18 protein-coding genes and 3 tRNA genes are annotated in these 26,660 nt (G+C 73.7%); 8 read left to right on the forward strand and 13 right to left on the reverse strand.

Annotation, left to right across the window (positions count from 1 at the left end; all coding sequences use genetic code 11):
- The first annotated feature begins 155 nt into the window (after positions 1–155).
- A complete protein-coding gene (locus ABZ923_RS20660) occupies positions 156–956 on the forward strand; it encodes a Crp/Fnr family transcriptional regulator (RefSeq protein ID WP_361473670.1) in 801 nt (266 codons plus the stop codon).
- Here the strand turns inward: ABZ923_RS20660 and ABZ923_RS20665 are convergent.
- The 9 genes from ABZ923_RS20665 to ABZ923_RS20705 form a co-directional block, all read right to left on the reverse strand.
- On the reverse strand, positions 889–1,380 hold the full coding sequence (locus ABZ923_RS20665) for a hypothetical protein (protein WP_361473673.1): 492 nt from the start codon (positions 1,378–1,380) through the stop codon (positions 889–891). The genes ABZ923_RS20660 and ABZ923_RS20665 overlap by 68 nt on opposite strands.
- Positions 1,381–1,383: 3 nt before the next feature.
- The gene (locus ABZ923_RS20670) at positions 1,384–2,427 is read right to left on the reverse strand and encodes a hypothetical protein (RefSeq protein ID WP_361473676.1); all 1,044 of its coding nucleotides are present in this window, start codon (positions 2,425–2,427) and stop codon (positions 1,384–1,386) included.
- Complete coding sequence (locus ABZ923_RS20675; protein ID WP_361473679.1) at positions 2,427–4,379, reverse strand: dynamin family protein; 1,953 nt, start codon at positions 4,377–4,379, stop codon at positions 2,427–2,429. Before ABZ923_RS20675 ends, ABZ923_RS20670 begins: the two co-directional genes overlap by 1 nt.
- Before the next feature lie 55 nt (positions 4,380–4,434).
- Positions 4,435–6,315, reverse strand: coding sequence for a dynamin family protein (locus tag ABZ923_RS20680; RefSeq protein ID WP_361473683.1), 1,881 nt, complete (start codon positions 6,313–6,315; stop codon positions 4,435–4,437).
- A 3-nt stretch (positions 6,316–6,318) separates the two neighbouring features.
- Positions 6,319–8,268 carry a dynamin family protein gene (locus ABZ923_RS20685; protein WP_361473686.1) on the reverse strand — a complete coding sequence of 650 codons (1,950 nt, stop codon included), beginning with the start codon at positions 8,266–8,268 and terminating at the stop codon, positions 6,319–6,321.
- A 147-nt stretch (positions 8,269–8,415) separates the two neighbouring features.
- On the reverse strand, positions 8,416–10,344 hold the full coding sequence (locus tag ABZ923_RS20690) for an ABC transporter ATP-binding protein (RefSeq protein ID WP_361473689.1): 1,929 nt from the start codon (positions 10,342–10,344) through the stop codon (positions 8,416–8,418).
- Complete coding sequence (locus ABZ923_RS20695) at positions 10,344–12,077, reverse strand: ABC transporter ATP-binding protein (RefSeq protein ID WP_361473692.1); 1,734 nt, start codon at positions 12,075–12,077, stop codon at positions 10,344–10,346. The genes ABZ923_RS20690 and ABZ923_RS20695 overlap by 1 nt, the downstream gene beginning before the upstream one ends.
- Positions 12,078–12,179: 102 nt before the next feature.
- The gene (locus tag ABZ923_RS20700) at positions 12,180–13,619 is read right to left on the reverse strand and encodes an FGGY family carbohydrate kinase (protein WP_361473695.1); all 1,440 of its coding nucleotides are present in this window, start codon (positions 13,617–13,619) and stop codon (positions 12,180–12,182) included.
- Positions 13,620–13,682: 63 nt separating this feature from the next.
- The gene (locus ABZ923_RS20705) at positions 13,683–13,988 is read right to left on the reverse strand and encodes a YtxH domain-containing protein (RefSeq protein WP_361473698.1); all 306 of its coding nucleotides are present in this window, start codon (positions 13,986–13,988) and stop codon (positions 13,683–13,685) included.
- Between the two features lie 158 nt (positions 13,989–14,146).
- Between ABZ923_RS20705 and ABZ923_RS20710 the strand changes: the two genes are divergently transcribed.
- The 5 genes from ABZ923_RS20710 to ABZ923_RS20730 all read left to right on the forward strand — a co-directional run bounded on the left by ABZ923_RS20710 (position 14,147) and on the right by ABZ923_RS20730 (position 17,598).
- Positions 14,147–14,219 (forward strand) — tRNA-Asn (locus tag ABZ923_RS20710).
- A 6-nt stretch (positions 14,220–14,225) separates the two neighbouring features.
- A tRNA-Asn gene (locus ABZ923_RS20715) sits at positions 14,226–14,298 on the forward strand.
- 174 nt (positions 14,299–14,472) lie between these two features.
- Positions 14,473–14,546: transfer RNA gene (locus ABZ923_RS20720), tRNA-Ile, on the forward strand.
- Positions 14,547–14,885: 339 nt separating this feature from the next.
- Positions 14,886–16,172 carry a M20 family metallopeptidase gene (locus ABZ923_RS20725; RefSeq protein WP_361473701.1) on the forward strand — a complete coding sequence of 429 codons (1,287 nt, stop codon included), beginning with the start codon at positions 14,886–14,888 and terminating at the stop codon, positions 16,170–16,172.
- Positions 16,173–16,338: 166 nt separating this feature from the next.
- On the forward strand, positions 16,339–17,598 hold the full coding sequence (locus ABZ923_RS20730; RefSeq protein ID WP_361473704.1) for a serine/threonine-protein kinase: 1,260 nt from the start codon (positions 16,339–16,341) through the stop codon (positions 17,596–17,598).
- A 161-nt stretch (positions 17,599–17,759) separates the two neighbouring features.
- Here the strand turns inward: ABZ923_RS20730 and ABZ923_RS20735 are convergent, their stop codons facing one another.
- Positions 17,760–18,503 carry an ANTAR domain-containing protein gene (locus ABZ923_RS20735; RefSeq protein ID WP_361473707.1) on the reverse strand — a complete coding sequence of 248 codons (744 nt, stop codon included), beginning with the start codon at positions 18,501–18,503 and terminating at the stop codon, positions 17,760–17,762.
- Between the two features lie 174 nt (positions 18,504–18,677).
- On the opposite strand from ABZ923_RS20735, the gene ABZ923_RS20740 reads away from it, so the two are divergent.
- Positions 18,678–18,995, forward strand: a complete 318-nt coding sequence (locus ABZ923_RS20740; protein WP_361473768.1) for an STAS domain-containing protein — start codon at positions 18,678–18,680, stop codon at positions 18,993–18,995.
- A complete protein-coding gene (locus ABZ923_RS20745) occupies positions 18,995–19,957 on the forward strand; it encodes an anti-sigma factor RsbA family regulatory protein (RefSeq protein WP_361473709.1) in 963 nt (320 codons plus the stop codon). Before ABZ923_RS20740 ends, ABZ923_RS20745 begins: the two co-directional genes overlap by 1 nt.
- An 18-nt stretch (positions 19,958–19,975) precedes the next feature.
- Here ABZ923_RS20745 and ABZ923_RS20750 read toward each other — a convergent pair whose 3' ends face one another.
- The 3 genes from ABZ923_RS20750 to ABZ923_RS20760 form a co-directional block, all read right to left on the reverse strand.
- A complete protein-coding gene (locus ABZ923_RS20750) occupies positions 19,976–21,013 on the reverse strand; it encodes a rod shape-determining protein (protein WP_361473712.1) in 1,038 nt (345 codons plus the stop codon).
- A 158-nt stretch (positions 21,014–21,171) separates the two neighbouring features.
- Complete coding sequence (locus ABZ923_RS20755; protein WP_361473715.1) at positions 21,172–25,107, reverse strand: SAV_2336 N-terminal domain-related protein; 3,936 nt, start codon at positions 25,105–25,107, stop codon at positions 21,172–21,174.
- Positions 24,996–26,612, reverse strand: a complete 1,617-nt coding sequence (locus ABZ923_RS20760) for a glycerol-3-phosphate dehydrogenase/oxidase (protein ID WP_361473718.1) — start codon at positions 26,610–26,612, stop codon at positions 24,996–24,998. The genes ABZ923_RS20755 and ABZ923_RS20760 overlap by 112 nt, the downstream gene beginning before the upstream one ends.
- Between the last annotated feature and the right edge of the window lie 48 nt (positions 26,613–26,660).

Raw genomic sequence — 26,660 nt, forward strand, 5'->3', positions numbered from 1 at the left:
CGACCCCACCCGCGGCCCGGGGCAGGCCGCTCGGGTGGGGTCTTCGTCGGTCCCGCGAAAAAAGCGAAGAGACGAACAGGGCGGTGGCGCGCGTCACATAATCAAATACAGGCGCTATGTCTGAAAACGAACGGTAATTCGAGGGGGGCTCGTTTATGGCGTCAAGCGCCACGCGCAGTGCGTCGTTCCCGAGATCGGGGAAGAATCCCTGGCCTGCCGCCAGCCTGCTGGGCGAACTGCCGGCACCGACGCGCGACCACCTGGTCGCTCTGGGGCGACGGACGCACTTCCTCGGCGGCGAGCGGCTGCTGCGGGAAGGTGAATCGGGCTCGCACGTGTTCCTGCTGCTGAGCGGCTGGTTCAAGGTGCTGTCCATGACGGAGGACAACCGTGAGGCGCTGCTCGCGGTCCGGGCCGGCGGCGACATCGTCGGCGAGCTGGCCTGCTTCGACGCACAGCCTCGCGTCGCCACGGTCGTGGCGTCCGGCGCGGGCCTCGCCAACCGGATCAGCAGCCGGGACTTCCTCGCCTTCCTGGCGCTCCACGACGACGCCGCGCAGGCCGTGATGCGTGCCGTGGCCGGAAAGCTCCGCTGGGCCACCCGGCGGCGTCAGGAGTTCGGCGGCTGCGCGGTGGCGACCCGCGTGGCCCGGGTCCTGGGGGAACTCGCCCGCGTCTACGGCCAGGTCGGCGAGGCCGGTGTCGCGATCGGGGTGGCGTTGACCCAACCGGAGCTCGCGGAGCTGGTCGGGGCCTCGGAACCGAGTGTGCACCGGGTGTTACGGTCGCTGCGCGAACAGGCGGTCATAGAAACGGGCTACCGGCGGATCCTGGTACGGGACGTCTCCGAGCTCAGCCGGATCGCCGGGACCGCCTGGGGCCCGCCGCTCACCGCGTCGTCCCTGCAAGGACCAGCCAGCACGCCGCCGTCAGAACCATCGCCGAGACCCAGATGACGGCGCGGGCCGCGTACCGGTTCTTCAGTTCGGCGATCCGGGCCAGGGCGCCGGCCGTCGCCCACACCTCGGTCACCGGCGGCCCGGGGGACGCCCCGCCGCCCGCGGCAGCGTCCAGCGAGAACCGGTTGGACGCGGCCAGTCGGGCCCTGCGCGGACGGATCACCTGCACCAGCAGATAGCCCGAGACGGTGAAGGCGAGCACGTAGGCGAGCGTGGCGAGCCAGAACAGCACCGCCGACGGCGTCGTCGGTGCCGGAGCGCCGACCTGCCCGACCCGGGAGGCTACGACGGCGGCGAGACCGACATGCACCGTGACCAGCGTGCCGGCCTTGGCGTCGGCCTGCTGCGTGACCAGCTGAAAGGACGTCAGCGCGGCGACCGCCGCCGTCATCTCCTGTGCCGCCCGCTCGTGTTCCGTCATCGTTCAGTGCCCACCGTGGTGGAAGGGGTGGACGTGGTGGTGGCCCGCGTCATGCGGGTGGAACGGGTCGGCCTGCGGGTCGGCGGGGCCCGGCTGGTGGGGGTCGCCGTGATGGGGATCGGGGTGGTACGGGTCCGGCCCGTGTCCGTCGTCCGGGCCGTGCGGGTCGGCGTGGTGCGGGTCCGCCCGGTGCCCGTGCCCGTGCTGCCCGTCCCCCGGGTGCGGCCCCCCGTGACGCTCGTCGTCCGGGCCGTCGAAGTCGGCGTCGCCCGCCGCGGTCGCCGTGGACGTTCCCGGTCCTGCACCGTGGCCCCCGGGCAGTACCCACTCACGCAGCGTCCTGCTGTGCGAGACCACGGTCGCCGCGGCATGCGCCGCGCCCAGCGCCGGGACGACGAACTCCCGCATGGCGGTACGACCCGGGGAGTGGCCCCAGATCACCGGCTCCGCCCGCAGGTCCCTGGCCGGGGCCGACCTGGGCACGTGCAGCCAGGCACTCGAGACGAAGTCCTTTTCCCGGAGAACCACGTCGACACGGCGGAAGTCGCCGGCGGACAGCCCGTGTGCCTGGGGGAGGACCGCGTCCCGGTAGATGCCGTCCGAGACGGCGAGTGCCAGGTCGCTGCCGGGGTCGGCCTCCAGCGCGCGACGCACCTCGGCGGAGTCGATCAGCCGGTTGACCAGCACCACGCAGTCGCCCACGTAGCCCCGGTCGGCCCGGGAGACCGCACCCTGGCCGAGACCGGCCCGCATCCGCAGCCGGCCGAAGCGCCCGGGCGCGCGGTTCGCCTGGTAGAGGCCGTCGCGCAGCCCGAGGACCAGTGCCGGGACGGCGCGTACGACGTCGATCCCCGTCGGGAAGACGACCAACTGGCCGTCGCCCTGGAGCTGCTGCTGCGCACGGACCCGCAGCACGCGGGCCCGGCGCAGAGCATGCTCGACCACGAGCCGGAGCCGGTACTGGGCGTCCTCCTGCTCGGCGTAGGTGTGGCGGCTGTAGTGGCGGAGGTCCACGGCCAGACACAGCCGTCTGCGGTAACGGGCCATCACATCCGCTCCAGGTCCTTCACCACGTCGTCGAGGTCCTCGCCGGTGCGGCGCAACAGCTCTTCCGACTGCTTGAGTTCGCCGCGGCGCTGCTCGACGGCTTCCGCGCCCCGTTCCCGGGTCTCCCGAGCAGCGGCCACGCTGCGGTTCAGTTCCTCGACGCGGGAGGACAGCCCGCTGGTGACGGCCTCCACGAGGGGCTGCATGGTCGTGTCGGCGAAGGCCTTGGCGGCCGCCCGGGCCTGCTTGGGGGCCTCCAGCCTGATCTGGGTGGCCATCTCCCGGCCGACGGCCTCCCGCATGCTGGCTTCCAGCCGGCTGCCCGCCACGTTGCCCTGGGCGATGGTCTGGACGACCAGGGCGGTGATCAGGGTCGGCAGTCCGAACGGGGTGAACAGCCAGACCACGGCGATGGCCATGGTCGGCAACAGCGTCCGCAGCGCCTCCTTGACACCGAACTGCGCGCCGATCATGCCGCCGGCCACCCCGCCGAGGACGAAGCCGCCCACACCGGCCAGGAATCGGGCGAGCGGTGGCTCCTGCTGGCGCTCACCGGCCGCGGCGGCGTTGGTCACACCGGTGAGATCGACCCGCAGCTGGTCGAGGCGGGCCTCGAAGGAGCCCAGTTCGGCGTTCATCCGCTCGGCCAGCTTCTCCAGGTCCTGGGTGATCACCGGCTCCAGCGAGCCGGACACCCACTGGGCCACCTTCTCCTCGATCCTCTTGGCGGTGCCGGCGGCGATCTCCCCGGCGACCTGCTCGGCGCGCTCCTTGAGTTTCACGGGGTTCATGCCGAGCTTGGTGGTGAGGGTGAGGTCGGCGGCGACGACCGGGGCCTCGTCCGCGACCGCCGTCAGGAAACCACCCAGCAGGGTCTCCACCCGGTCCTGGAGCATCCGGGTCTGGTTGTCGAGGTCCATGGTGATCTGCCGGGCCTGGGCCTGGAGGGCACGCAGCGGCTGCTGGGCCTCCTCCCAGCGGCGCTCCAGGTCCCCGGTCCGCGAGTCCAGCATCGCGAGCTCGTACGGGATGTTCCGGCCCAGTTCGCGCGTGAGGCCGCGCAGGGCACGGGCAGGCGCGAGGACCTTGGCCTTGTGCCGTTCGGTGGCGAGATAGCGTTCGAGCGCGGTCTCCAGGGCGGCCACACCCGAGGACCGGAAGGCGGCGGCGTCCTCGGCGATCCTGGCGCGCAGCGCCGTCTTGCCGTCCACGAAGAAGAAGCGGCCCGCGTCGCGCTCCTCGCCGCGCAGATCGGTGATGCGGTGGCGGGCGGAGGCCATCACCTCGTCGCGCTCGTGGTCGTCGATGGCGTCGAAGTAGGTGAAGACGAAGAACGGGTCGTGGGCGTCCAGATAGGACTCCAGGAACCCCGTCTCGCCGCTGCTCATCGGGGCGATGGCGTGCTGGAGGAAGATCACCGCGTCGGCCTTGCGGAGGTAACCGAGGGTGATCTCGTCACGGCTCACGTGGTCGTTGAGGCCGGGCGAGTCGACCAGCACCACGTTGTTGCGGCACAGCTCCAGCGGCCAGATCACCTCCGCCTTGACGTAGGGGTTGCGCTGGTCGTGTTTCTTGTTGTCGACGGTGATCAGGTCGATGAGCCGCTCGGGGGCGACCGACTCCGGGGCGACGGCGCCCTCCCGCCACAACCGGGCGGCCGGGGAGTCACCGAACCTGACCTCGGTGATGACCGCGGTGGCGGGCACCGCCTTGACCGGCAGCACCTGCGCGCCCAGCAGGGCGTTGACGAAGGTGGACTTGCCGCGCTTGAAGTCGCCGACCACCATCACGTAGAAGGCGTCGGTGTCCATCCGCTCCAGGATGGAGGACACCACACTCTCCGCTCCGGTGTTGCCTATCTGTTCGGCGAGCTTGGCGAGTTGGTGGCAGACGCCGGTCAGCCGCAGCCGCTGGGCCGCCGCGGCGGCGTACCCGCCTTCTTCCGTGCTCATGGTCCCGTCCGTCCTCTCTGTCGGATCTGCAGCTGTGAGGTGCCCGGCCTGCGGGTCAGGCCCGGAGCCCGGCCCGGATGCGTGCGGCCAGGGCAGCGGCCGAACGGGCCAGGGACTCCCAGTCCTCGTCGTTCTCGGGATCCGCCACCGTCCGCCGGACGTCGTGCCAGGCGAGGTGCGACTGCCGGAGCTGCTCGAACACGTCCGCGTAGACCTCGGAGAGCATCTCGACCGCCCGCCGCTGGAAGCCCGTCGTGGCCTCGTCGACGACCCGGACGAGCAGCGCGTCCACCTCGCTGCGCTGGGCCTCGGTGGCGGCCCTGATGGACGCCTCCGCGAGCAGCCCGCCAAGCAGACTGAAACCGGCGCCGTAGATCATCGGCAGCGGTGCCTGGCGGGCCGCCGCTATCAGGTAGCCGACGATGGCCCCGCCCTGCGCGCCCAGCCGGGTGGCCAGCCGGACCCCGGAGAGGTCGGAGACCTCGCCGGAGATCTCCGGCTCGACCGACAGCTTCAGCGCGCCCGCGGCCGGGATCCAGCTCGGCCGGGTCCCGGCGAGCCGGCCGGTCACCTCCGCGTCCAGCCAGCCGCTGTCGGCGGTGAGGGCGGGCAGCAGCACGGTGCGCTCGGACTCCTTCGCTAGGACGGACAGTTCGTGGCGGAGCCGGAACGGCAGATCACGCTCCCACCAGCCGCGCGGGTCGGAGGCCCGATCCAGTTCCCAGCGCAGCCGTTCGATCAGCCCGTCGCGTTTGCCCTGGACGTACTCCCGCAGCCGGGTCACGAGGGTGAGCTGCCGTGCGGTCAGGTCGATGTCGAGTTGCTCCCACTGCCGCTCCTCGTCCTCGAGCGCCGCCTGTGCCCTCTTGGCCTCTTCCGCGGCCTCCTCCGCGCAGAGCCGGTCCGCCGCCATGGCCCGGCTCGCGAGCGCGGTCATTGCGTCGCAGTGGTCCGCGACCTGGGCGGCGATCCGCCGGTCACGCCACAGGGCGCGCCCGTCCCGCCGGGCGAATCCCGCCGCCAGCTCGTGCAGCGCGGCCACTTCGGCCGCACCCGCGCCGGGTGCCGGGGCGGGCAGCACGCTCACGTCCGAAAGGCCGGACAGCCGTCGCCCGAGGTCCTCCAGGGTCTCGGACCGGTCCTCGGCGTCGAGCAGGTCCAGCATCGTGACGACGACGGCGACGAACGGAACGTGCCGGCGCAGCACCTCCTCCTCCAGCAGGTCGCGTTCCGTCATGCCCAGCGGGGACAGCGCGGAGACGACGAACAGGACGGCGTCGCATCCGGCGGCGATCCGGCGCACCTGCTCCAGCTGCTCGTCGTTGCCGAAGTTGACTCCGGGGGTGTCCACCAGTTCGGCGTCCAGCCCGTCCAGCCAGTCGTCGGCCACGGTGAGGGTCACGGAGGGCTCCGCGGCGCTCACGGTCGTCCCGGAGCCTTCGTCGGGGACGGCACCGGTCAGGCCGTCCCACACGCCGTCGGCGTCGAGCCGGCGTACCTCGCGCCGGCCGTTCGGCCAGCGGACGGTCAGCACCTCGTCCTTCGCCGCACGGACCACCACCGGCACCCGGGTCACCGGCAACGAGCCGGTCGGCAGCAGGTTCCGGCCGAGTAACCGGTTGACCAGGGTGGACTTGCCGCGGTTGAACTCGCCCAGTACGGCGATCCGGAACAGCCGCCGGCCCCGCCCGTCGGACAGCGCTTCGAGGTCCGCACCGATCCGGTCCAGCCCGTGGCGCGCCGCCAGTTCGCGGGCCTCCCGCAGCCAGCCGGGCGCGGCGCCGGCCTCGGCGAGGTGCGGGGCGGGGACGGGAGGCGGGTCCGCGGCGGACACGGGGGCGACAGCGTCGGCGGACGGGGTGTCCGCGGCGGAGGGCGCAGGGGGCGGCGGCGGGGTGGGAGTGGGCGGCGGCTGGGGATCGGCCTGCATGTCCATGGCTTACGACTCCTCGGATGTGTGCACGGTGCCTGGAGTGCCGCGGCGCAGGGCGGCGACCTGCTCACGCCGGTGCCGGGCTGCGGCCGCGGTCCGTTCGGCGACGGCGACGGCGTCGGCCAGCGCGGCTCGCTGGCGTTCGTCGGCCAGGGTGAGCCGGGCGATCTCGTCGCCGAACGCGGTCTCGTACCTCTGCCGGAGCGCCACGGCACTGTCGCCGACGCCCTGGACGATGCGCTGAAGCAGGACGGAGCGCTGGATACCGATCTCGCTGTACGCGGCCGAGATGATCGGCCGGGTCTTCAGCAGGAACTGTGTCCGTGCCGTGTCCCGTCCGCGTTTGCCCACGACGGCCCCGAGCGCGCCGCCGATGACGGTGCCGATGCCCGGGGCGATCATGGTGCCGATGAAGGCTCCGGCCGCCGCACCGCCACCGGTGCGCCAGTTGTCGACGGAGGTCAGTTCGGCACCGACCGCGATCAGTGCCTGATCGACGCCGGACAGATCCAGATCGGGCAGTTCCAGGTCCGGCACGGGGACCACCAGGGCGGCGGGCGTCTCGCCGGTCAGCCCGGCGAGCGCGCCGTACTGCGCCGAGAAGTCCCGGGCGAGCTCGTCGGCTTCGGCGGCCAGCAGGTCACGGGCCCGCCCGGCCGCGGCCCGGGCCGTCCGCTCGGCCTCCTGCCTCAGGTGGAGACGGACGACACGGGAGACCTCGGCGGCCGCCTGACCGATGTCGTCGATCTTGTCACCGGCGACCGCGGCGACCACCTTCTCGTCCAGCCTGGACGGTCCCGTCCGATCCGCGGCGCATGTCGCGGTGTACGCCGTCCCGACGGTCACCTTGTCGCGGACGCGCCGGGCCCAGGAGTCCAGGAACCCCGGGAAGTCCGGCAGCGACAGGGCGGCCAGTCGGCGTTCCGCACGGCGGTACTCGGCGCGCTGGGCGTCGGCGGTCTCCTCCACGGCCGCCAGCAGCCGGGAGAGCAGGGTCAGCACGGTGGCCGCGACGGCCGACTTCCGTCGCTCCGCCGCGAGCCGCAGGATCCGCTGCTCCACGGTACGGAACCCGGCCAGATGACTCCGGTGGCCGGGCGCCGCCCGCATCCCGCCGTCCGGCCCGCCGATCTCCTCCAGCACCCTTCCCGGAGCGCAGGGCAGCAGCAGCGGGTCGGCGATGCCCATCGCCCGGAGCCGGTCCCCGATGAATTCGGTGGTCTCGGCCCGTTCGTCCTCGTCGATGAGATCGATCTTGGTGACCACGAAGACGCACCGGTCGTGATGGTGCCGCAGCGGCCCGGTGAGGAAGTCCGCCAGGGTCATCGACATGGCCGCGACGGCGGGCACGACCACCACCGCGAGGTCGGCCAGCTGCACGGCCGACTCGGCCTGCTCCCGGTGTCCCGGGTCGGTCACGCTGAAACCGGGGGTGTCCAGTACGGCCACGCCGTCGCCCAGCAGCCGGACCGGGGAGCGCACCTCCAGGTCGCGTACCCGGAGCGCCAGGTCGGTGGTGAGCACCTGGTCCAACGCGGCTTCCAGGCTGTCCGCGGACGGTGTGCGCGGGCTGCCGGCCCATGCGCCGAAGGCCGCCGACGGCCAGCTGAGATCGGTCTCGTCGGCGGTCCGCAGACGCAGGCCCTCGGTGCCGTCGTGATACCGCAGCACCGTGGTGACCGTGGTGGTCACCCGGGCCGACGACGGCAGCAGTCGCCGTCGCAGGAAGGCGTTGAGCAGCGTGCTCTTGCCGCTCGACGCCTCGCCGAAGACGGCGACGCGCAGTTCCGGATCGTCGGCACGCGTCCGCACCGTCCGCAGATCGGACCACAGCGCGTCGCGACGCCCAGCCGGCAGGTCGAGTCGCCCCAGGACGTCACGGACCCAGTTCAGGTGTTCGCCGACGACGGGTGCCCATGCCCCGGCCCCCTCGTCGGCCACAGGTTTCCTCCCCACGCCGGCAGCCTAGGGACGCCCCGGGTGGCCGATTCCCGTCAGACGACGGGATCGCGGCAAGAAGGTGTTCGGCCACCCTTCCGGACAGACGGCAGAGGCTCCGCCCTTCGGCCGGGAAGGGCGGAGCCTCGGTGTTCGTCCTGCCGGTCAGTCCACTTCGGCCACGGCCTGTGCGAACTGCGCCTTGTACAGCCGGGCGTACGCCCCGTCCGCCGCCAACAGCTCGGCGTGCGCGCCCTGTTCCACGATGGAGCCGTTCTCCATCACGAGGATGGTGTCGGCGTCGCGGATGGTCGACAGCCGGTGCGCGATCACGAACGACGTGCGGCCCGCCGCCAGTTTGGCCATCGCCTTCTGGATCAGCACCTCGGTGCGGGTGTCGACCGAGCTCGTCGCCTCGTCCAGCACCAGGATCACCGGGTCGGACAGGAACGCCCGCGCGATGGTGATCAGCTGCTTCTCGCCGGCGCTGACGCCCGTGCCCTCGTCGTCGATCACGGTGTCGTACCCGTCGGGCAGCGTACGGATGAAGCGGTCCGCGTGCGCCGCCCGCGCCGCCTCCTCGATCTCGCCGCGCGTGACCTCGCGCGAGGCGCCGTACGCGATGTTCTCCGCGATGGTGCCGCCGAACAGCCAGGTGTCCTGGAGCACCATGCCGATCCCGGAACGGAGTTCGTCCCGGGTCATGCCGCGGATGTCGACCCCGTCGAGGGTGATCCGGCCGCCCGACACGTCGTAGAACCGCATCAGCAGGTTGACCAGCGTGGTCTTGCCCGCGCCGGTCGGACCGACGATCGCCACCGTGTGTCCCGGCTCCACCGTGAGCGACAGGTCCTCGATCAGCGGCTTCTCCGGGTCGTACCGGAACGACACGTGCTCCAGCCGCACCCGGCCGCGCAGCTCCGCCGGCCGCTCGCCCGGCACCGGATCCGCCTCCTGCTCCTCCGCGTCCAGGAGTTCGAAGATCCGCTCGGCCGAGGCGACACCGGACTGCACCAGGTTCGCCATCGACGCCACCTGGGTCAGCGGCATCGAGAACTGCCGCGAGTACTGGATGAAGGCCTGCACGTCACCGATGGACAGCGCGCCCGACGCGACCCGCAGCCCGCCGACGACCGCCACCAGCACATAGTTCAGGTTCGACACGAACATCATCAGCGGCTGCATGACACCGCTGTTGAACTGCGCCCTGAACCCGGCCTCGTACAGCGCCTCGTTCTGCTCGGCGAACTGCTGCGCCGACTCCTGCTGCCGCCCGAACACCTTCACCAGGGTGTGCCCGGTGTACATCTCCTCGATGTGCGCGTTCAGCTGGCCGGTGGAGCGCCACTGCTGCACGAAGTGCGGCTGCGACCGCTTGCCGACCCGGGTGGCCACCACGAACGACAGCGGTACGGTCACGAGCGCGACCAGCGCCAGCAGCCAGGACACCCAGAACATCATCGCCAGCACGCCGACGATGGTCAGCACCGAGTTGATCAGCTGGCCCATCGACTGCTGGAGCGTCTGCCCGATGTTGTCGATGTCGTTCGTCGCCCGGGACAGCACCTCACCGCGCTGGCGCTTGTCGAAGTACGACAGCGGCAGCCGCGACAGCTTGGTCTGCACGTCCTCCCGCAGCCGGTACATCGTGCGGTTCACGGCCCGGTTCACCAGCCGGGTCGCGATCGCCATCAGGAGACCGGCGACCAGGAACGTGCCGAGCGCGAGCAGCAGGACGCCGCCGACGGCGTCGAAGTCGATGCCCTTGCCGGGCGTGAAGTCGGTGCCCCCCAGCATGTCCGCGACCCGGCCCTGGCCGCGCTCGCGCATCGAGTCGAGCACCTGCTGCTTGGTGGCGCCGGCCGGCATCTGCCGCCCGATGATCCCGGCGAACACCAGGTCGGTGGCCCGGCCGAGGATCTTCGGGCCGACCACGTTGAGGCCCACGCTGACGACCACGCAGAGCAGCAGGCCGTAGATCGTGAGCCGTTCCGGTTTGAACTGGGCGACGAGCCGTTTGCCCGAGCCCTTGAAGTCCATCGAGCGCTGGTCGGGGCCGCCCCCGGCCATCATGCGTCCCATGGGCCCGGCCATCAGGCGGCCTCCGCTTCCGTCAGCTGGGAGAGCACGATCTCCCGGTAGGTCTCGTTGGACGCCATCAGCTCGGCGTGCCGGCCGGAGCCGACCACCCGGCCCTCGTCCAGCACGATGATCCGGTCCGCGTCCCGGATGGTGGCCACCCGCTGGGCGACGATGACGACGGTCGCCTCGGCGGTCTCCCGGCCGAGCGCGGCGCGCAGGGCCGCGTCGGTGGCGTAGTCGAGCGCGGAGAAGGAGTCGTCGAAGAGGTAGATCTCCGGGCCCTGCACCAGGGTGCGGGCGATGGCGAGCCGCTGCCGCTGACCGCCGGAGACGTTGGTGCCGCCCTGCGCGATCGGCGCGTCCAGGCCGCCCTCCAGCCTGCTCACGAAGTCCTTGGCCTGCGCCACCTCCAGCGCGTGCCACAGCTCATCGTCGGTGGCGTCCGGGTTGCCGTAGCGCAGGTTGGTGGCGACGGTGCCGGCGAACAGGTACGGCTTCTGCGGCACCAGGCCCACCGTGCCGGCCAGCAGCACCGGGTCGACCTCGCGGACGTCCACGCCGTTCACCAGGACCTCGCCCTCGGTGGCGTCGAACAGCCGGGGGACGAGTCCGAGCAGCGTGGACTTGCCGCTGCCGGTGGAACCGATCACGGCCGTGGTCTCGCCCGGCCGGGCCACCAGGTCGATGGACTTCAGCACCGGCTCCTCGGCACCCGGGTAGCGGAAGCCCGCGCCCCGGATCTCCAGGTGCCCGTGCGCGCGCAGCTCGGTGACGGGGGCCGTGGGCGGTACGACGCTCGAATCGGTGTCCATGACCTCCTGGATGCGCTCGGCGCACACCTCCGCGCGCGGCACCATCATGAACATGAAGGTGGCCATCATCACGGACATGACGATCTGCATCAGGTAGGCGAGGAACGCGGTGAGGTCGCCGATGGCCATCTGGCCGCTGTCGATCCGGTGGGCGCCGAACCACACCACCGCGATGGACGACAGGTTCACCACCGTCATGACGATCGGGAACATCAGGGCGAGCATCCGGCCGGTGGCCAGCTGCATCTCGGTCAGTTCGGCGTTGGCCCTCCCGAACCGGCCCTGCTCGTACTCGTCCCGGACGAAGGCGCGGATCACCCGGTTGCCGGTGATCTGCTCGCGCAGCACCCGGTTCACCGTGTCCAGCCGCACCTGCATCGACCGGAACAGCGGCCGCAGCCGGCGCACGATCAGCGTGACGGAGATGCCGAGCACCGGCACGACCGCGACCAGCACCCCCGACAGCGGCACGTCCAGACCGAGCGCCAGCACGATCCCGCCGACGCACATGATGGGCGCCGACACCATCAGGGTGAACGTCATCAGGGCCAGCATCTGGACCTGCTGCACGTCGTTCGTCGTACGGGTGATGAGGGAGGGCGCCCCGAAGTGACCCACCTCACGCGCGGAGAAGGACTGCACCCGGTCGAAGACGGCCCCCCGCACGTCCCGGCCGAGCGCGGAGGCGGTCCGGGCGCCGTAGTACACGGCGCCGATGTTGCACACCACCTGGGCCAGCGAGATGCCGATCATCAGGGCGCCGAAGGTGAGGATGTAACCCGTGTCGCCCTTCACGACACCGTTGTCGATGATGTCCGCGTTCAGAGTGGGCAGGTAGAGGGTGGCGCAGGTCTGCAGGAACTGCAGCAGCACCAGGATCGCTATGGGTTTCTTGTAGGGCCTGAGATAGGTCCGCAGAAGTCGTATGAGCACGCTACGTCTCTCGGAGTCGGCGACAGGGGCTGGTCGGTTGCCCTTGGCCCCTATCGTCGTTCACTCCACCGGCGTTACCTCAACTGATTAACCCCACCGGGTTCAGGGGCGGAACGCCCCCGGATGGGTCTGCTCGCGCACCGCGGTGAACTGCTGCCGCACCGCCTGTCCCACGGCCAGCTCCTCACCCGGGTCCAGTACCTGCGCCGCCGCGCCCTGCCAGGCGGGCGGGTTCCGCGGGTCGAGTGTGCCCTGCGACACACCGAGCGCCCAGGCCGCCTGCCGGGCCGCGCCGATCGCCGTGTAGTCCGCGGGCTGCGGTACGACGACCTGCGCGCCGAACAGCGAGGGCGCCGAGGCCTGCACGGCGGGCAGCTCGGCGGCCGGCCCGAGCAGGAAGATCCGGCGCACCTCCACGCCCCGCCCGCGCAGCACGTCCAGCGCGTCGGCGAGCCCGCACAGCATGCCTTCGAACGCGGCCCGCGCCAGGTGCTCGGGCTTCATCGACTCCCGCCGCAGTCCGGCGAGGGTCCCCGCGGTGTGCGGCAGGTTCGGCGTCCGCTCGCCCTCCAGATAGGGCAGCAGCACCAGCCCGTGCGCCCCCGGCGTGGACTTCATCGCCAGGTCCGACAGGCTCTCCAGGTCGGGGAGCCCGAGCAGCTCGGCGGTGCCGCGCAGGGCGCGTACGGCGTTCAGGGTGGTGACGACCGGCAGGTGCATGCCGGTGGCGTCGGCGAGCGAGGTGATCATCCCGGACTGGTCGGCGAGCGCCTCCGGGTGCACGGCCATCACGGACCCGGACGCGCCGAGGGACACCACCGCGTCCCCGAGCCCGATCCCGAGCCCGAACGCGGCGGCCATGGTCTCCCCGGTGCCGGCGGAGATCAGCAGGCCCTCCGGGGTCGTACCGGCCGCGTCCGACGGGCCGATCACCTCCGGGAGCATCGCCTGGTGGCCGAGCGCCAGCTCGACCAGGTCGGGCCGGTAGGCGCCGGTGGCCGCCGACCAGTAGCCGGTGCCGGAGGCTCCGCCGCGGTCGGTGGTCCTGCGCACCGGCCGGCCGAGCAGCTGCCAGACCAGCCAGTCGTGGGCCTGGAGCAGGACGGCCGTGCGCAGCGCGTTCTCCGGCTCGTTCTTCGCGAGCCAGCGCAGCTTGGTGACCGGCTGGGCCGCCTGCGGAACAGAGCCGACCGCCTGGGCCCAGGCCTCCTTGCCGCCGAGCGCGTCCACGAGGTCGGCCGCCGCGACCTGGGCGCGCTTGTCGCCGCCGACCATGGCGGGGCGGACGGTGTTGCCCTGGGCGTCCAGCGGGACCACCGCGTTCTGCTGCGCCGACACCCCGATGGCCTGGACGCCCTCCAGCAGGCCGCCGCCGGCGGCCTCACCGAGCGAGAGCAGCCAGGCCTGGGGGTCGACATCGCTCGGGCGCCCCTCCACCGGGTGCGGGGCATACCCCTGCCGTATGACGGCACCGGTGTCTGCGTCGCAGACCACGATGCGCGTGAAGTCCGGTGAGCTGTCCAAGCCGGCGACTATCCCCATGCCTAGGAATTTTGCCGTATCGGAGGGGGTGACTGTGCTGCGCCGGGTGCGGGTGCGTGACCCTTACGTGTTGCTCGTGCCCCAGTCGTCCCCGCCGGTGCCGTCGACATTGCGTTCCCGCAGGGAGCGGACCCGCTGGGCGACGGACTCCGGCACCCGGTCGCCGACCTTGTCGCTGACCGTGTGGAAGGCCTTGCCGGCGTAGGTGCGGCCCTGCTGGGCGGCGGTCTCGGCGGTGTTGCGGACCGCGGGGTTCTGCGCGATCTGCCGGGCCGACTTCTTCAGCTGCTCGTAGCGCTCGCGACCGGCCCTCGTGCCGAGTACGTAACCGAGGGCCAGTCCGGCGAGGAACGTGAGCCGGTAGCGCATGGCTGCCACCCTTCCCGTGCGTAGGTCTCTGGTGCGGCGCTGGCGCCGGGGGATACCGATTGGCGGAGCACCCCCCTGCTTGCGCTAATGTATGTGTCGCAGCGAGCGCCCGCCCCCTGGCGAATACCCAGGTAGGTACGTTCGATGCAACGAGGCGATCCTCCGTAGCTCAATTGGCAGAGCAGCCGGCTGTTAACCGGCAGGTTACTGGTTCGAGTCCAGTCGGGGGAGCTTCGGTCCTCCGTAGCTCAATTGGCAGAGCAGCCGGCTGTTAACCGGCAGGTTACTGGTTCGAGTCCAGTCGGGGGAGCGCTGAACGAGGACCCCTCAGGGGTCCTTTTTCATGTCCGCGGGAACCGCAGTGCCCGCGGTGCTGTCCTCAAGGTCATGAGCAGCGCAGAAGCCGACCATCCGAGGCAGGAGATCGTATGAGCGGCTATGCTGCGGCAGACGGCGCGCACACTTGTACGCGACACGCCGCTATGGGGCGGTAGCTCAGCCGGTTAGAGCAGCGGACTCATAATCCGTCGGCCGTGGGTTCGAGTCCCACCCGCCCCACCGGACACCGCAGGCGCAGAATCGATGCGACCTGCGGGAACGGCAGCACGGCGGCCGCCACGCCGAGGCGGCCGCCGTTCGTCCGCGTAGCCGTGATCGCGCGAGTCTTGTGAACGCCCTTGGGATGTACGGGAGTTGGCACGCCGGCCGCCGGGCAGCAGTCACCGAGCGGGTCAGCGCGGCGCCTCCCGGGCAAGGGCGGAATCCGCCATCCTGTCAGCAGCCGGGCCCTGTCCGGATCCCACGCGCCGAAGTCACCGGGGACTGTGCGGCGCGGCCCTGCCGTCCTTACGGTGAGGGGGGCCGCCGAGGCCCGGCCCCGGGAAGGAGAACGGCCGCATGACACCTCCGCCTCGGGCCGCGCACGGCACGCCGGACGCCGGACCGCCCCGGCCGGCCGGCGTCGCGACCGCCGGCCCGGCCCTGCTCGACGAGGCCCGCCGGCTGGCCCCCGAGGCGATCGCCCTGCGCCGTGCCCTGCACCGCGGCCCGGAGCAGGGCCTCGACCTGCCCGCCACCCAGCGCCTCGTCCTCGACGCGCTCGACGGCCTCGGGCTCCGGATCCGTACCGGGCGCGGCCTGTCCTCCGTCACCGCGACCCTCACCGGCGCGGCCGACGGTCCGACGATCCTGCTGCGCGCCGACATGGACGCGCTGCCGGTCACCGAGGCCACCGGGCTGCCGTTCGCCTCGGGCCACCCCGGTCTGATGCACGCCTGCGGGCACGACGCCCACATGGCGATGCTGGTGGGCGCCGCGCGGCTGCTCGCCGGGCGGCGGGACGCGCTCGGCGGGCGGGTGGTGTTCATGTTCCAGCCCGGCGAGGAGGGCGAGCACGGGGCCCGGCACATGATCGAGGAGGGGGTGCTGGAGGCGTCCGGGGCCCCCGCGGACGCCGCCTTCGCGCTGCATGTGCACCCGAACCTGCCGACGGGCGCGGTGCGGCTGCGGCCCGGGCCGCAGATGGCGGCCTCCGACCGGTTCCGGGTCGTGGTCCGGGGCCGCGGCGGGCACGCCTCCGCCCCGCACACCGCCTGCGACCCGGTCCCCGTGGCCTGTGAGATCGTGCTCGCCCTGCAGACGGCGGTGACCCGGGGCGTGGCCGCCGACGACAGTGCCGTGCTGAGCGTGACCCGGCTGACCGCGGGCACCGCCACCGGCGTCATTCCGGACACCGCCGAACTGGCGGGCACCCTGCGGACGCTGGCCGAGCCGACCCGGCGGCGGCTGCACGAGGTGATCGCCCGGGTCGCCCGGGGCGTGGCCGCCGCGCACGGGGCGACGGCGGAGGCGACCGTCGAGACCGGCTATCCGGTCACCGCCAACGACGCCGACTTCACCGACTTCGTCCTGCGGACCGCCGCCGACGCGCTCGGCGCCGAGGCGGTGGACGTGCTGCCGGCTCCGTACATGACGGCGGAGGACTTCTCCTACGTGCTGCGGGCCGTGCCCGGAGCCCTGGCCTTCCTCGGCGCGTGCCCGCCGGGCCGGACACCGGACGAGACCCCGGCGCTGCACTCGTCCCGCATGGAGATCGACGAGGACGTGATCGCCACGGGCATCGCCTGCGAGGCCGCCGTGGCGCTGGCCTTCCTGGCCGGCGGCGGACCGGAGCCGGCCCGGTGACCGGCCTGGACATACGGGCCGCCCGGCCGGTGAGTTACAGCAGGAGAAGAGCCGGGCCGCGTGACACCGCCCTCCGGCCGACCCGGCCGTCGTGCTCCGCGCCGTGCCGGCCGCCGGGTCCGGCCTGGGCATGGACGGGTCAGGCCCGGCGGCCATACTTGTCGGCATGGAACGCATCGGGGGATACCTCGTCGAGCGCCGGCTCGGCGAGGGCGGCATGGGCACGGTCTATCTGGCACGGACGCGCGGCGGACGGGCCGTCGCCCTGAAGGTGGCCAAGGCCGAACTGGCCGCCGACGCCGTGTTCCGGGAGCGGTTCCGCAGCGAGGTCGAGGCGGCCCGCGCCGTCGGCGGCTTCCACACCGCGCCGGTGGTGGACGCCGACTGCGACGGCGACCCGCTCTGGCTGGCCACCGCCTACATCCCCGGCCCGACCCTCGCGGCCCGGCTCGCCGCCGAGGGCGCCATGGACGAACCGCGGCTGCGGTCCCTGGGCGCCGCCCTCGCCGAGGCGCTGGAGTCCATCCACTCCTGCGGCCTGGTGCACCGGGACCTCAAGCCCGGCAACATCATCATGGCCGACGACGGGCCCCGCGTCCTCGACTTCGGCATCGCCCGGGCCGTGGAGTCCACCCGGCTCACCGCCACCGGCACCGCCTTCGGCACCCCCGGCTTCCTCGCGCCCGAACAGGCCCTCGGCCACGATGTCACCGGCGCCGCCGACGTGTTCGCGCTCGGGGCCGTACTGGTCGCGGCGGCGGGCGGCAGCGCCTGGGGCGAGGGCACGCCGATGGGGCTGATGTACCGCTCGGTGCACGAGCCGCCCGACCTGTCCGCGGTACCCGCCGGGCTGGCGGACCTGGTCCGGGCGTGCCTGGCGAAGGAGCCCGCGGACCGGCCGACGCCGACCGCGCTGCTGGACCGGCTGACGGAACCGGCACCGCAGCCGGCCCGGCCGGCCACACCGCCGTACCCGCCGACCGTCACCGCGGCCCCGCACGTCCCGGCCGCAGCCCCGCAGGCGTTCGCGCCGCCCCCGCCGCCCGCGACCCCGCCGCAGTTGCCCGCGCAGGCCGCCGTGCCGCCGTACCACCAGCACCCCGGGCCGGCCGCCCCGCCACCGCCGCCCGGGTTCGGACCGCCCGTGCCGTTCGGCAGCCCGGAGGCCGTGCTCGCCGACGCGCAGGCCGGCGCCGTCGTCAACGCCGCCGGAGTGCTCCTCGAAGTCGCGGGTGTGAGTGCCGACTTCGGCTGGGACGAGATCGCGCACGTCGAACGCCACTGGCGCGGCAACCGCCTCACCCTGACCGTGCGGCTGTGGGACGGCGGCGTGTACTCCTGCGAGCTGAACGCCCGCCGCAAGGCCCGGCTGACCGCCTGGCTGGGCCGGCTCGACCCGGTCCTCGCCCGCTACCTGGCCCGGTAGCCGAGCCGGTCCGACGTACCGTCAGCCGCCCCGACGATCGTACGACTTGGGCCCGACCAGGCTTGAACGGCCCGGCTCCTGGGCACGGACCTCCTACCGGCGTCCAGCCGGGGGGTGTCGGCAGGAGGAGGGCGTCATGGACCGTCGGATCCGGGTACGTGTCAGCCGGCGGCCCGCGGCGCCGCGCGGGCAGGAGATCGACCGCAGGACTCCCTCCGGGCGCATCCTGCCGTACTGACCCGGCGGGCCGCGTCGGCCAGCGCCGTGCGCAGCGCCTCCGGCGGGGCCGGGCCGTCGGGCGTCGCGCTCTCCGTGACCGCCGCCGCCACCCGCCGCAGCTTGACGTTGGACCGCTGGGAGGCCTCCCGCAGGATCTCCCACGCCTGCTCCGGGCCGCACCCGTGCGCCGCCATCAGGACACCGCGGGCCTGGTCGATCACCGGACGCGAGTCCATCGCATGACGCAGCTGCTCGATCTCCAGGCGCAGCAGGTCCAGTTGCTCGGCACGCTCCCGGGCCACCGGGGACGCCGTACGGGCGGCCAGGTCCGCCGGCAGGGCGGCGCCCAGCGGGTCCGCGGGGTCGAGCCCCACCAGCTCCAGCACCCGGCGCGGCTGCCCCCGCCAGCCGGTGGCCCGCACCGGCACACCGCGCCGGAGGCCGTACGCGGCCAGCGTGTCCAGGACCGCCAGGCCCGCCGTGTCCAGGAAGGTCACCCCGGACACGTCCAGGTCCACCCGGGCGGCGCCCGCGGGCAGGGCCGCCAGCGCCCCGGTGAGGGTGTCCGTACAGCCGTGGACGAGTTCGCCGCGCGCGGTCAGGGCGACCCGGTCGCCCTCCGCGCGGCCGTCGACGGCCAAGGTGTCCAGCCGCCCGGTGTGCGCTGCACCTGCCGCTGACATCATGTCCTTCGTCCCGCTCCGCCGCTCATCGTCCGGTTCTCGCCTGCCCCCCGGGCCCGGGCGTACACCTCGGCCGGGTGGGGGGGGCGCATACTGGGGACTCATGTACCTGTGCGGCTGGGAGACGACGTGAGCGGACCCGAGCCGGCGCGACCCGTGCCGGTCGCCGCCGAGCCGATGCCCGCGGTGCCGCGGCTCGATGTGTATCCGCTGCCCGGGCGGACCGGATTCCGGGCGGCGGGCGAGGTGAGCCTGCGGACGCGCGGTGTCTGGGAGCGCGCGCTGGAGCGGGCCGTGAGCGAGGGCGAGGATGTGTACCACTTGGAGCTTTCCGCGCTGACCTTCGTCGACGTCGCGGGCGTCGGGGCGCTGGCGGACGCCGCCCGCAGCCTCGGCGGACGGCGCCGGCTGGTCCTGGACCGGCCACCGGACGCCGTACCGCGGATACTGGAGCTGTTGTGGCCCGGTCTGCCGGGGATCGAGGTGTCGGCGTGATGACCAGGACGTCCGAAACCCTGGACCACACCGACCCGTTCGTGCACCCCGCGCTGTTCTACGGCAACACCGGGGAGTACCTGGCCGGCACCGTGCCCTTCGTCCGCGCGGCGCTCGCGGCGGACGCGCCGGTCGCGGTCGCCGTTCCCGGCGAGAACCTGCGGCTGATCCAGGACGAGTTGGGGGCCGACGGCGCCGCCGTCCGCTTCCTGGACATGCGCGAGGCCGGACGCAACCCTGGCCGGATCATCCCCGGCGTGCTGCGCGCCTTCGCCGACACCCAGCCGCCCGGCCGGCGCGTCCACATCATCGGCGAGCCGGTCTGGGCGGGCCGCAGCCCGGCCGAGTACCCGGCCTGCGCGCAGCACGAGGCACTGATCAACGCGGCGTTCCGGGGCCGCGAGGTCACCATCCTGTGCCCGTACGACACCTCCCGGCTGGACGAGCGGGCGCTCGCCGACGCGTACGCCACCCACCCCGTGGTCATCCCCGCCGGCTCCGCCGCCGAACAGGCCAGTGCGGCCTACGACCCCGACGGTGTGGTGGCCCGGTACAACGAGCCGCTGCCGGCCGCCCCCGGCGCCGGCCCGGTCGTGCTCTCCGTCCCCTTCGACGAGGACTCCCTGTCCGCCGTCCGGCACCTGGCCACCGACCACGGCGCCGGACTGGGCCTCGCCGGGCTGGCTCTGGAGAACCTCGCGCTGATCACCGCCGAGCTGACCACGAACAGCGTGGTCCACGGCGGCGGCACCGGCGTCCTCACGGTGTGGTCCGACGACGGGTACGTGCTGTGCGAGGTCCGCGACAAGGGCCGCCTCACCGACCCGCTGGCCGGCCGCCGCCCCGCCTCCCGCGACCAGCGCGGCGGCCGCGGACTGCTCCTCGTCAACCTGCTGTCCGACCTGGTGCGCACCCACACCGGCCCGGAGGGTACGACGATCCGCTCCTACCTGCGCCGCTGAACCACCGCCCCAGCGGGCTCAGGCGGCGAGCGGGTTCAGGGCCAGCGGTTCGATCCGGCCCTCCAGCATGGCGCCCAGGCCCTGCGCCGCGCACACGTCGGGCCGCTCCGCGATGTGCACCGGCATCCCCGTGGCCTGCCGCAGCATCTGGTCGAACCCGGGCAGCAGCGCCGAGCCGCCGACCATCATGATCCCCCGGTCGGCGAGGTCGGCCACCAGATCGGGCGGGCAGTCGCGCAGCACCTTGCCGATGGCGTCCAGGACGGCCGTCAGCGGGGTCTGGATCGCGTCGCGCACGGCGGCGGTGTCCACGCGCACACTGCGCGCGAGCCCCGTCGCCACGTCCCGGCCGTGGATCTCCGTGGAGGCCGGGCCGTGCGGGGTGAGCCCGTTGCCGGACAGGGCCAGCTGCAGCGGCCGTACCGACTGGCTGGGCAGCATCAGGGCGTGCCGGTGCCGCAGGTGCTGCACGATCGCGTGGTCCACGGCCTCGCCGCCCACCGGGATCCGCTCGGCGGTCACGATCGAGCCCAGCGAGAGCACCGCGACCTGGGTCGCCGCCGCCCCGCACACCAGGACCATGGTGGCCTCGGGCCGCTCCACCGGCAGCCCGCACCCCACGGCGGCGGCGATCAGCGTGTCGACCAGCTCCACCCGCCGGGCCCCCAGCCCGACCAGCGTCTCTATCGTGGCGCGCTGGGCCAGCGGATCGGCGTCGTGCGGGGCACAGGCCGCCGCGCGCAGCCGCGGCCTGCGGCGCAGCGCCCGGCGCATCTTGTCGCCGAGCAGGTGGCGCAGCATCCGCTGGGCCATCTCGATGTCCACCACCGTGCCCCCGGCGATGGGCCGTACGACCCTGATGTAGTCCGGGGTGCGCCCCGTCATCTTCTCGGCGAGCTCGCCCACGGCGATGAGCCCGCCGGTACGGGTGTTCACGGCCGCGACCGAGGGCTGGTCCACGACCAGGCCGGTGCCCTTCACGTACACCCGGGTGCGGGCCGCTCCCAGGTCGACGGCGAAGTGGCAACGGCGCAACTGCTCCAGACTGACGGTCACGGCGGATCCTCCCGAGGGCGTGGGGCCTTGAGGTCCCCGCCTGATCGGCGGGCTCACTGGCATCCTGCGCGGCGCCGGGAGCGGGCGCCCGCTGTGCGCGCCCGGCCGGGGCGCCGCTGAACGGGCGTATTTCGGGCCCGCACCGGAGTGTCGCCGGGTCAACGGGAGCGGGCGGCCTCCACCAGCGGTTCGAGCGAGGAGACGGTGACCTCGCTGCCGCCCTCGCGCAGGCTCCGCCGCCCGGCCGCGCCGGGCGCGTACCCGATGAAGCGCAGACCCAGCTGCTGGGCGGCGGTGAGCTCGGCGACCGAGGAGCTGATCAGCACGGCCGAACGCGACGACGTGCCGCGTGCCCGCAGGGCCCGGAGCAGACAGTCGGGGTGGGGCGTCAGCAGACTGAGGTCGTGGCGGCGCCCGTGGACGCCCGCGAGGGGCAGCCGGTAGGGCTCCAGGTAGCGGTGGACGGCCGCGGTGGACACGTCGGTCACCACGCTGACCCGGCGGCCGGACCGGTGCAGGGCGCGGACCAGCGCGAGGGAGCGGTGCGTCGTCGGCGCGTCGGGCACCGCCCGCAGCTCCAGCTCGTCCAGCCGTGCCCGCAGCAGGGGGCCGAGCCGGTCGTGCGCGAAGGCGCGCAGCAGGTCCAGCGGATGCGTGAACGCCTCCCGGCCCGGCGTGCCCGCGACGGGCAGCGGCCGGCCCGCCAGCGCGTCCTGCGGATCCCGGTGGTCGGCCACGACCGACAGCAGGTCGAGCACGGCCTCCCGCGCCGTCTGCGCCGGGAACAGCCGGGCGAGGGGCCCGTCGAAGCCGACCAGCACCGTCTCGGCGTCGGCGAGGAGGGCCGACAGCCGCCGCCGCGACGGAACCGGTGGCTCCGCGGCCGGTGCGGGCGCCCACTCGGGCACCAGCTGCACGGTGTACGACACCGCCAGCCCCGGCACCGGCCAGCCGTCCACCGCCGCGTTCACCGCCCGCTGGGCCGCGCCCGCCCGGCGCAGCGGATAGCGCACGGTGACGGGGGCCGCCGCGCCGCAAAGGTGCTCCAGCAGCAGCCCGGGGACACCGGTGGCCTCGGCACGGACGAAGGCCACCGGGTCGGCGACCCGCCAGGACAGCTTCACCGCGGCCTGGAACGCGCCCTTGCCGGAACTCGGCAGGGACACGAGGTGACGGGACTCGTGCGGGGTGAGGTCGACCGAGTAGTACGTCTCCGGGCGGGGCGGCCGGGTGCCGTACGGGTGGAGCGGGTCGAGCAGCGTGAGCGGTCCGCGGGGCCGCGTGTGGACGACGGCCGTCCGCCCCGGGGTGGGCACGCCCAGCTCGTGCAGGTCGTGCACGATGAACGGGCCCTGCACCAGGTCCCGCTCCCCGGGCTCCGCGGCCCCCGGCCCCAGCAGGCAGTACCAGGCGGCCGGCGGGCTGTCCGGGGCGCTGTCGGCGAACAGCGGCCGGAAACGCGGGGAGCGCCGGGCGGCGGAGCTGGCGGCGAAGTCGTCGTACAGCGCGGGCGGTACGACGACCACGACGTCCGCGGCCGTCTCCGGCGGCCGGACCGGCGGCTGCCCGAACGTCACCGTGAGCCGCGGCGGACGGGTCAGCCGGGTGAGCGCGTGCGGGAGTTCGCGCAGTACGGCGACGAGCAGGGGCAGCAGGTAGGCGCCGGGCCCGGTGCGCACCAGGTAACCGTCCGGGCGGACGTCCACCTCGTACTCGCGGGGGCCGAGGGAGCCGCGCGCGAGGACCTCGTGCACGGCGGCTTCGAGGGTGATCCGGGCTTCGGGGCGGCCGGTGAGGTCGTCGGCGGTGAAGTGGATCCCGGGGCGGTTCTCGACGGCCGGGAAGCCGAGGGTGGGCGCGGGTGCGTCGAGGGCGAGGAGCCGCGCGACACCGCGCTGCTGGTCCTCCGGTTCCTCGGAGAGCAGCGCGGTGGCGACCGCGTCCAGCTCCGCGCCCGGATCGCCGGAGCCGGCACCGCACAGGGCCCGGGTGATCCCCCCGAGCGCCTGGAGGGCCTTCCTGCGGCTCCCGTGGACCAGCGGCGCCGAGTCCAGGCAGGTCAGGACCGGCCCGTCGGACGTGAGGACGATCGAGCGGGTGTCGAGCACTCCGCGCGGCCCCTCCTGCGCGTACAGCGCGAGGACCGCCTCGGCCAGCTTCGGCAGCAGGGCGGCGACCTCGCCGGCGGGCAGGCCGTCCCCCTCGTCCAGGCGCCGGCGCAGCGTCCGGCCGTCGACGTACTCCCGCACCAGGTAGGGGACTCCCTCGCCGAAGCCGTGGTCGAGGATCCGCGCGATCCCGGGGTGACGGATCCCGCCCAGCCCCCGGCACAGGTCCGTGAAGGCGGCGTGGGACCGTCGCGGCGGGTACCGGTGCAGCACGACGAGGGCGTCGCCCTCCCGCGTGTCCCGGGCGAACCAGCCCGTGCCCTCGATCTGCCGCACCAGCCGGTACCGTCCCGCGAACAACCCCTCGTCGCCCGCCGTCGACAGCCGCCGCACGCTGTCCTCGCTGACCGTGGCGAACGGGTCGTCCTCCACGCCCGTTCCCGCGCCGCGTGCCGCCGGGACCGCCGCACGGAACTCGCCCGGGGCCCGGCCCGCCCTTCGGTCGATGAACTCGCCCATGCGGTCCAGGAGTTCGCTGGTGCGGTTGCGGTCGGTGCGGGGCAGGCCGAGCAGGAGCAGCTCGCGTACGCCGTCCCGGAAGGCGTAGGAGCCGGGCGGGCCGCCCGGGACGGTGGTGAGCATGCCGCTCAGCACGACCTCGGCCAGGTGCTGCGGGCGCGGGTCCGGTTCGACCGCCGCCTGGACGAGCCGCATCACCGGCAGGTCGGGGCGGCCCACCGCGAGATGGCCGGCCAGCCGGAACGCCTCCGGGGAGGCGGTCGCCCGGAACCGCAGCACCAGTTCCTCGGCGGACAGCCGCCCGACGTCCGTGCGGTCCTCGGCGTCCGCCGGCAGCGGACGGCCCAGCCCGGCGACCGCGCCGGGGACGTCCGTGCCGCCGTGCGTGGTCAGCAGCGCGGCCCAGTTCGCCAGCCACCCCGGCCCCGGCTCCAGCACCGGGAGCGGGACGGCACCGGCGGGCACCCCGGACACCGGCTCCTCGTGCCCCTCGTGCTCTTCGTGCGGCTCGTACGGCGTGAACGTCAGCGCGGCCGTGGGGGCGGCGGGGTGCGGGGCGGACAGGGTGCCCGGGGTGGTGGGCAGGGCGGTGTCCCGCCACAGGTGTTCCGGGAGCGGCTGGACGACGGCCAGGGGCATCCGGCGGGCCCACCGGTGCAGGGTGGCGTACCAGAGGGTGCCGGCGGGGCCCTCCCGCCACTGCGGGCCCATGCAGTCGCTGATCAGCAGGGTGACCGTGCGGCCGTCGGCGGGGTCGTGGGCGTCGGGGCCGTGCACGGTGCCGTCGGCGTCGGCCCGGTACAGGGTGACCGTGCGGAACGCGCCGGACTGGGCCAGCACCGTGTGCAGTTCGCGGACCAGGGGGCGCCACACCGGCATGGTGGGGCCGGCGTCGTACACCAGGTTCAGCCGCAGCCAGCGTTCCCGGGCCGGGCGCAGCACCGGCAGCCACCACGCGGGGTCGGCGCCCAGCCGGGCGATGCGGTCGGCGGTGGCCGGCTCGTCCAGCTCGTGGCCCACGGGCGCGTCGATCCGGCGGGCCAGCGGGCGCAGCGCGCGTTGCAGCGCGAGCCGGTGGCGCAGCATCGGGGGCGCCGGGGCCAGCAGCGCGGTGTGGGACCGGTGTCCCGCGGCGGCGGGACGGCGGGCGGGCAGGTGCAGGGGGACGCGGGACGGCGGCGGGGCGGCGCGGCGGGGCTCGGGCGGCGGGGCGGGTTCCGGCGCCGGGGCCGGGGGGGGGGGCGCCCCGTGCGGGGGGCCCCCCCCCCTCTCGGTGGTCCGGACCCGGTGCGGCGGGGTCCGGAGTGTGCCGGCGGCGGACGGTCCGGGTCGGGGATACCGGCCGCCGCTCGGGTCTACTTCTTGTCCAGCAGGTCCTGGACCCTGGCGCGGACCTCGTCCGTGGCCAGGCCGCGGATGGTCAGCGTGGTACGGCGGCGCAGCACGTCGTCCGGCGTCTCGGCCCACTCGTGGTCACGGGCCCAGACGACCTGCGCCCAGATCTCCGGGGCGTCGGGGTGGACGCGCTCGGCCAGCGCCGGGTCGTCGTTCGCCAGGCGGGCGATGTCGAAGGCCAGGGAGCCGTAGTGGGTGGCCAGGTGCTTCGCCGTGTCCGCCGCCATGCGCGGGCCCGGCGCCGGGCCGTCCACCAGCAGCCGGTGGGCGACCGCGCGCGGGTTGGCGACACCGGGCAGCGGCAGCTTCTTCGGCAGCGAGGAGATCGGCTCGAAGTCGTCGCCGAGCGGGTGGCCCGGCAGCGCCTCCAGCTTCTGCATGACCGTGCGGCCGATGTGCCGGAAGGTGGTCCACTTGCCGCCCGCGACGGACAGCATGCCGCCCTTGCCCTCGGTCACGACCGTCTCGCGCTTGGCCTTGGCGGTGTCGCCGGGCCCGCCCGGCAGCACCCGCAGACCGGCGAACGCGTAGGTGATCAGGTCGCGCTGGAGCTGCTGGTCCCGGACGGAGAACGCGGCCTCGTCCAGGATCTGGGCTATGTCCTTCTCGGTGACCGAGACGTCCGCCGGGTCGCCCTCGAACTCCTCGTCGGTGGTGCCGAGCAGCAGCATGTCCTCCCACGGGAGGGCGAAGGTGATGCGGTACTTGTCGATCGGGGTCGCGAGCGCGGCCTTCCAGGGGGAGGTGCGCTTCAGGACCAGGTGCGCGCCCTTGGACAGGCGGATGGACGGGGCCGCCTGCGGGTCCTCCATCCTGCGCAGGTGGTCGACCCAGGGGCCGGTCGCGTTCAGCACGAGCCGGGCGTTGACCCCGAACTCGTCGCCGGACGTGCGGTCCTTGAGGTCGGCGCCGGTGACCCGGCCCTTGGTGAAGCGCAGGCCGGTGACCTCGGCGTGGTTCAGGACGACCGCGCCCGCCTCGACGGCCGCGCGGACCGTCATCAGCGCCATGCGCGCGTCGTTCATCTGGTCGTCGCCGTACACGGCCACGGCCTTGAGGTTCTCGGTGCGCAGCTCGGGCACGTCCTGCGCCGCCTTGGCCGGCGACAGCAGGTGGCCCACGCCGTCACCGAACGCGGAGAGCGCGGAGTAGGCGAAGACGCCCGCGCCGAGCTTCGCCGCGCCGTGCGGCCCGCCCTTGTACACGGGGAGGTAGAAGGTGAGCGGGTTCGCCAGGTGGGGGGCCACCTGGCGGGAGACCGCACGGCGCTCGAAGTGGTTCTCCGCCACCAGCTTCACCGCGCCGGTCTGCAGGTAGCGCAGACCGCCGTGGAGCAGCTTGGAGGAGGCGGAGGAGGTGGCGCCGGCGAAGTCGCCGGCGTCGACCAGCGCCACCCTGAGCCCGGACTGCGCGGCGTGCCAGGCGGTGGAGATGCCCAGGATGCCGCCGCCGATCACAAGAAGGTCGTACGACGCCTTGGCGAGCTGCTCCCTGGTCTCGGCCCGGCTCGGGTTGGAGCCGGAGGCCGGGTGCGTCCCCAGGGCAGGCACGGACTGCAGGGTGGACTGACTGGTCATGTCGGGTACTTACTCCTCGTCAGAGATGTCTGAGCTGTCTTGAGCCGC

The organism is Streptomyces sp. NPDC046881, assembly GCF_040645015.1.
Taxonomy (GTDB): Bacteria; Actinomycetota; Actinomycetes; order Streptomycetales; family Streptomycetaceae; genus Streptomyces.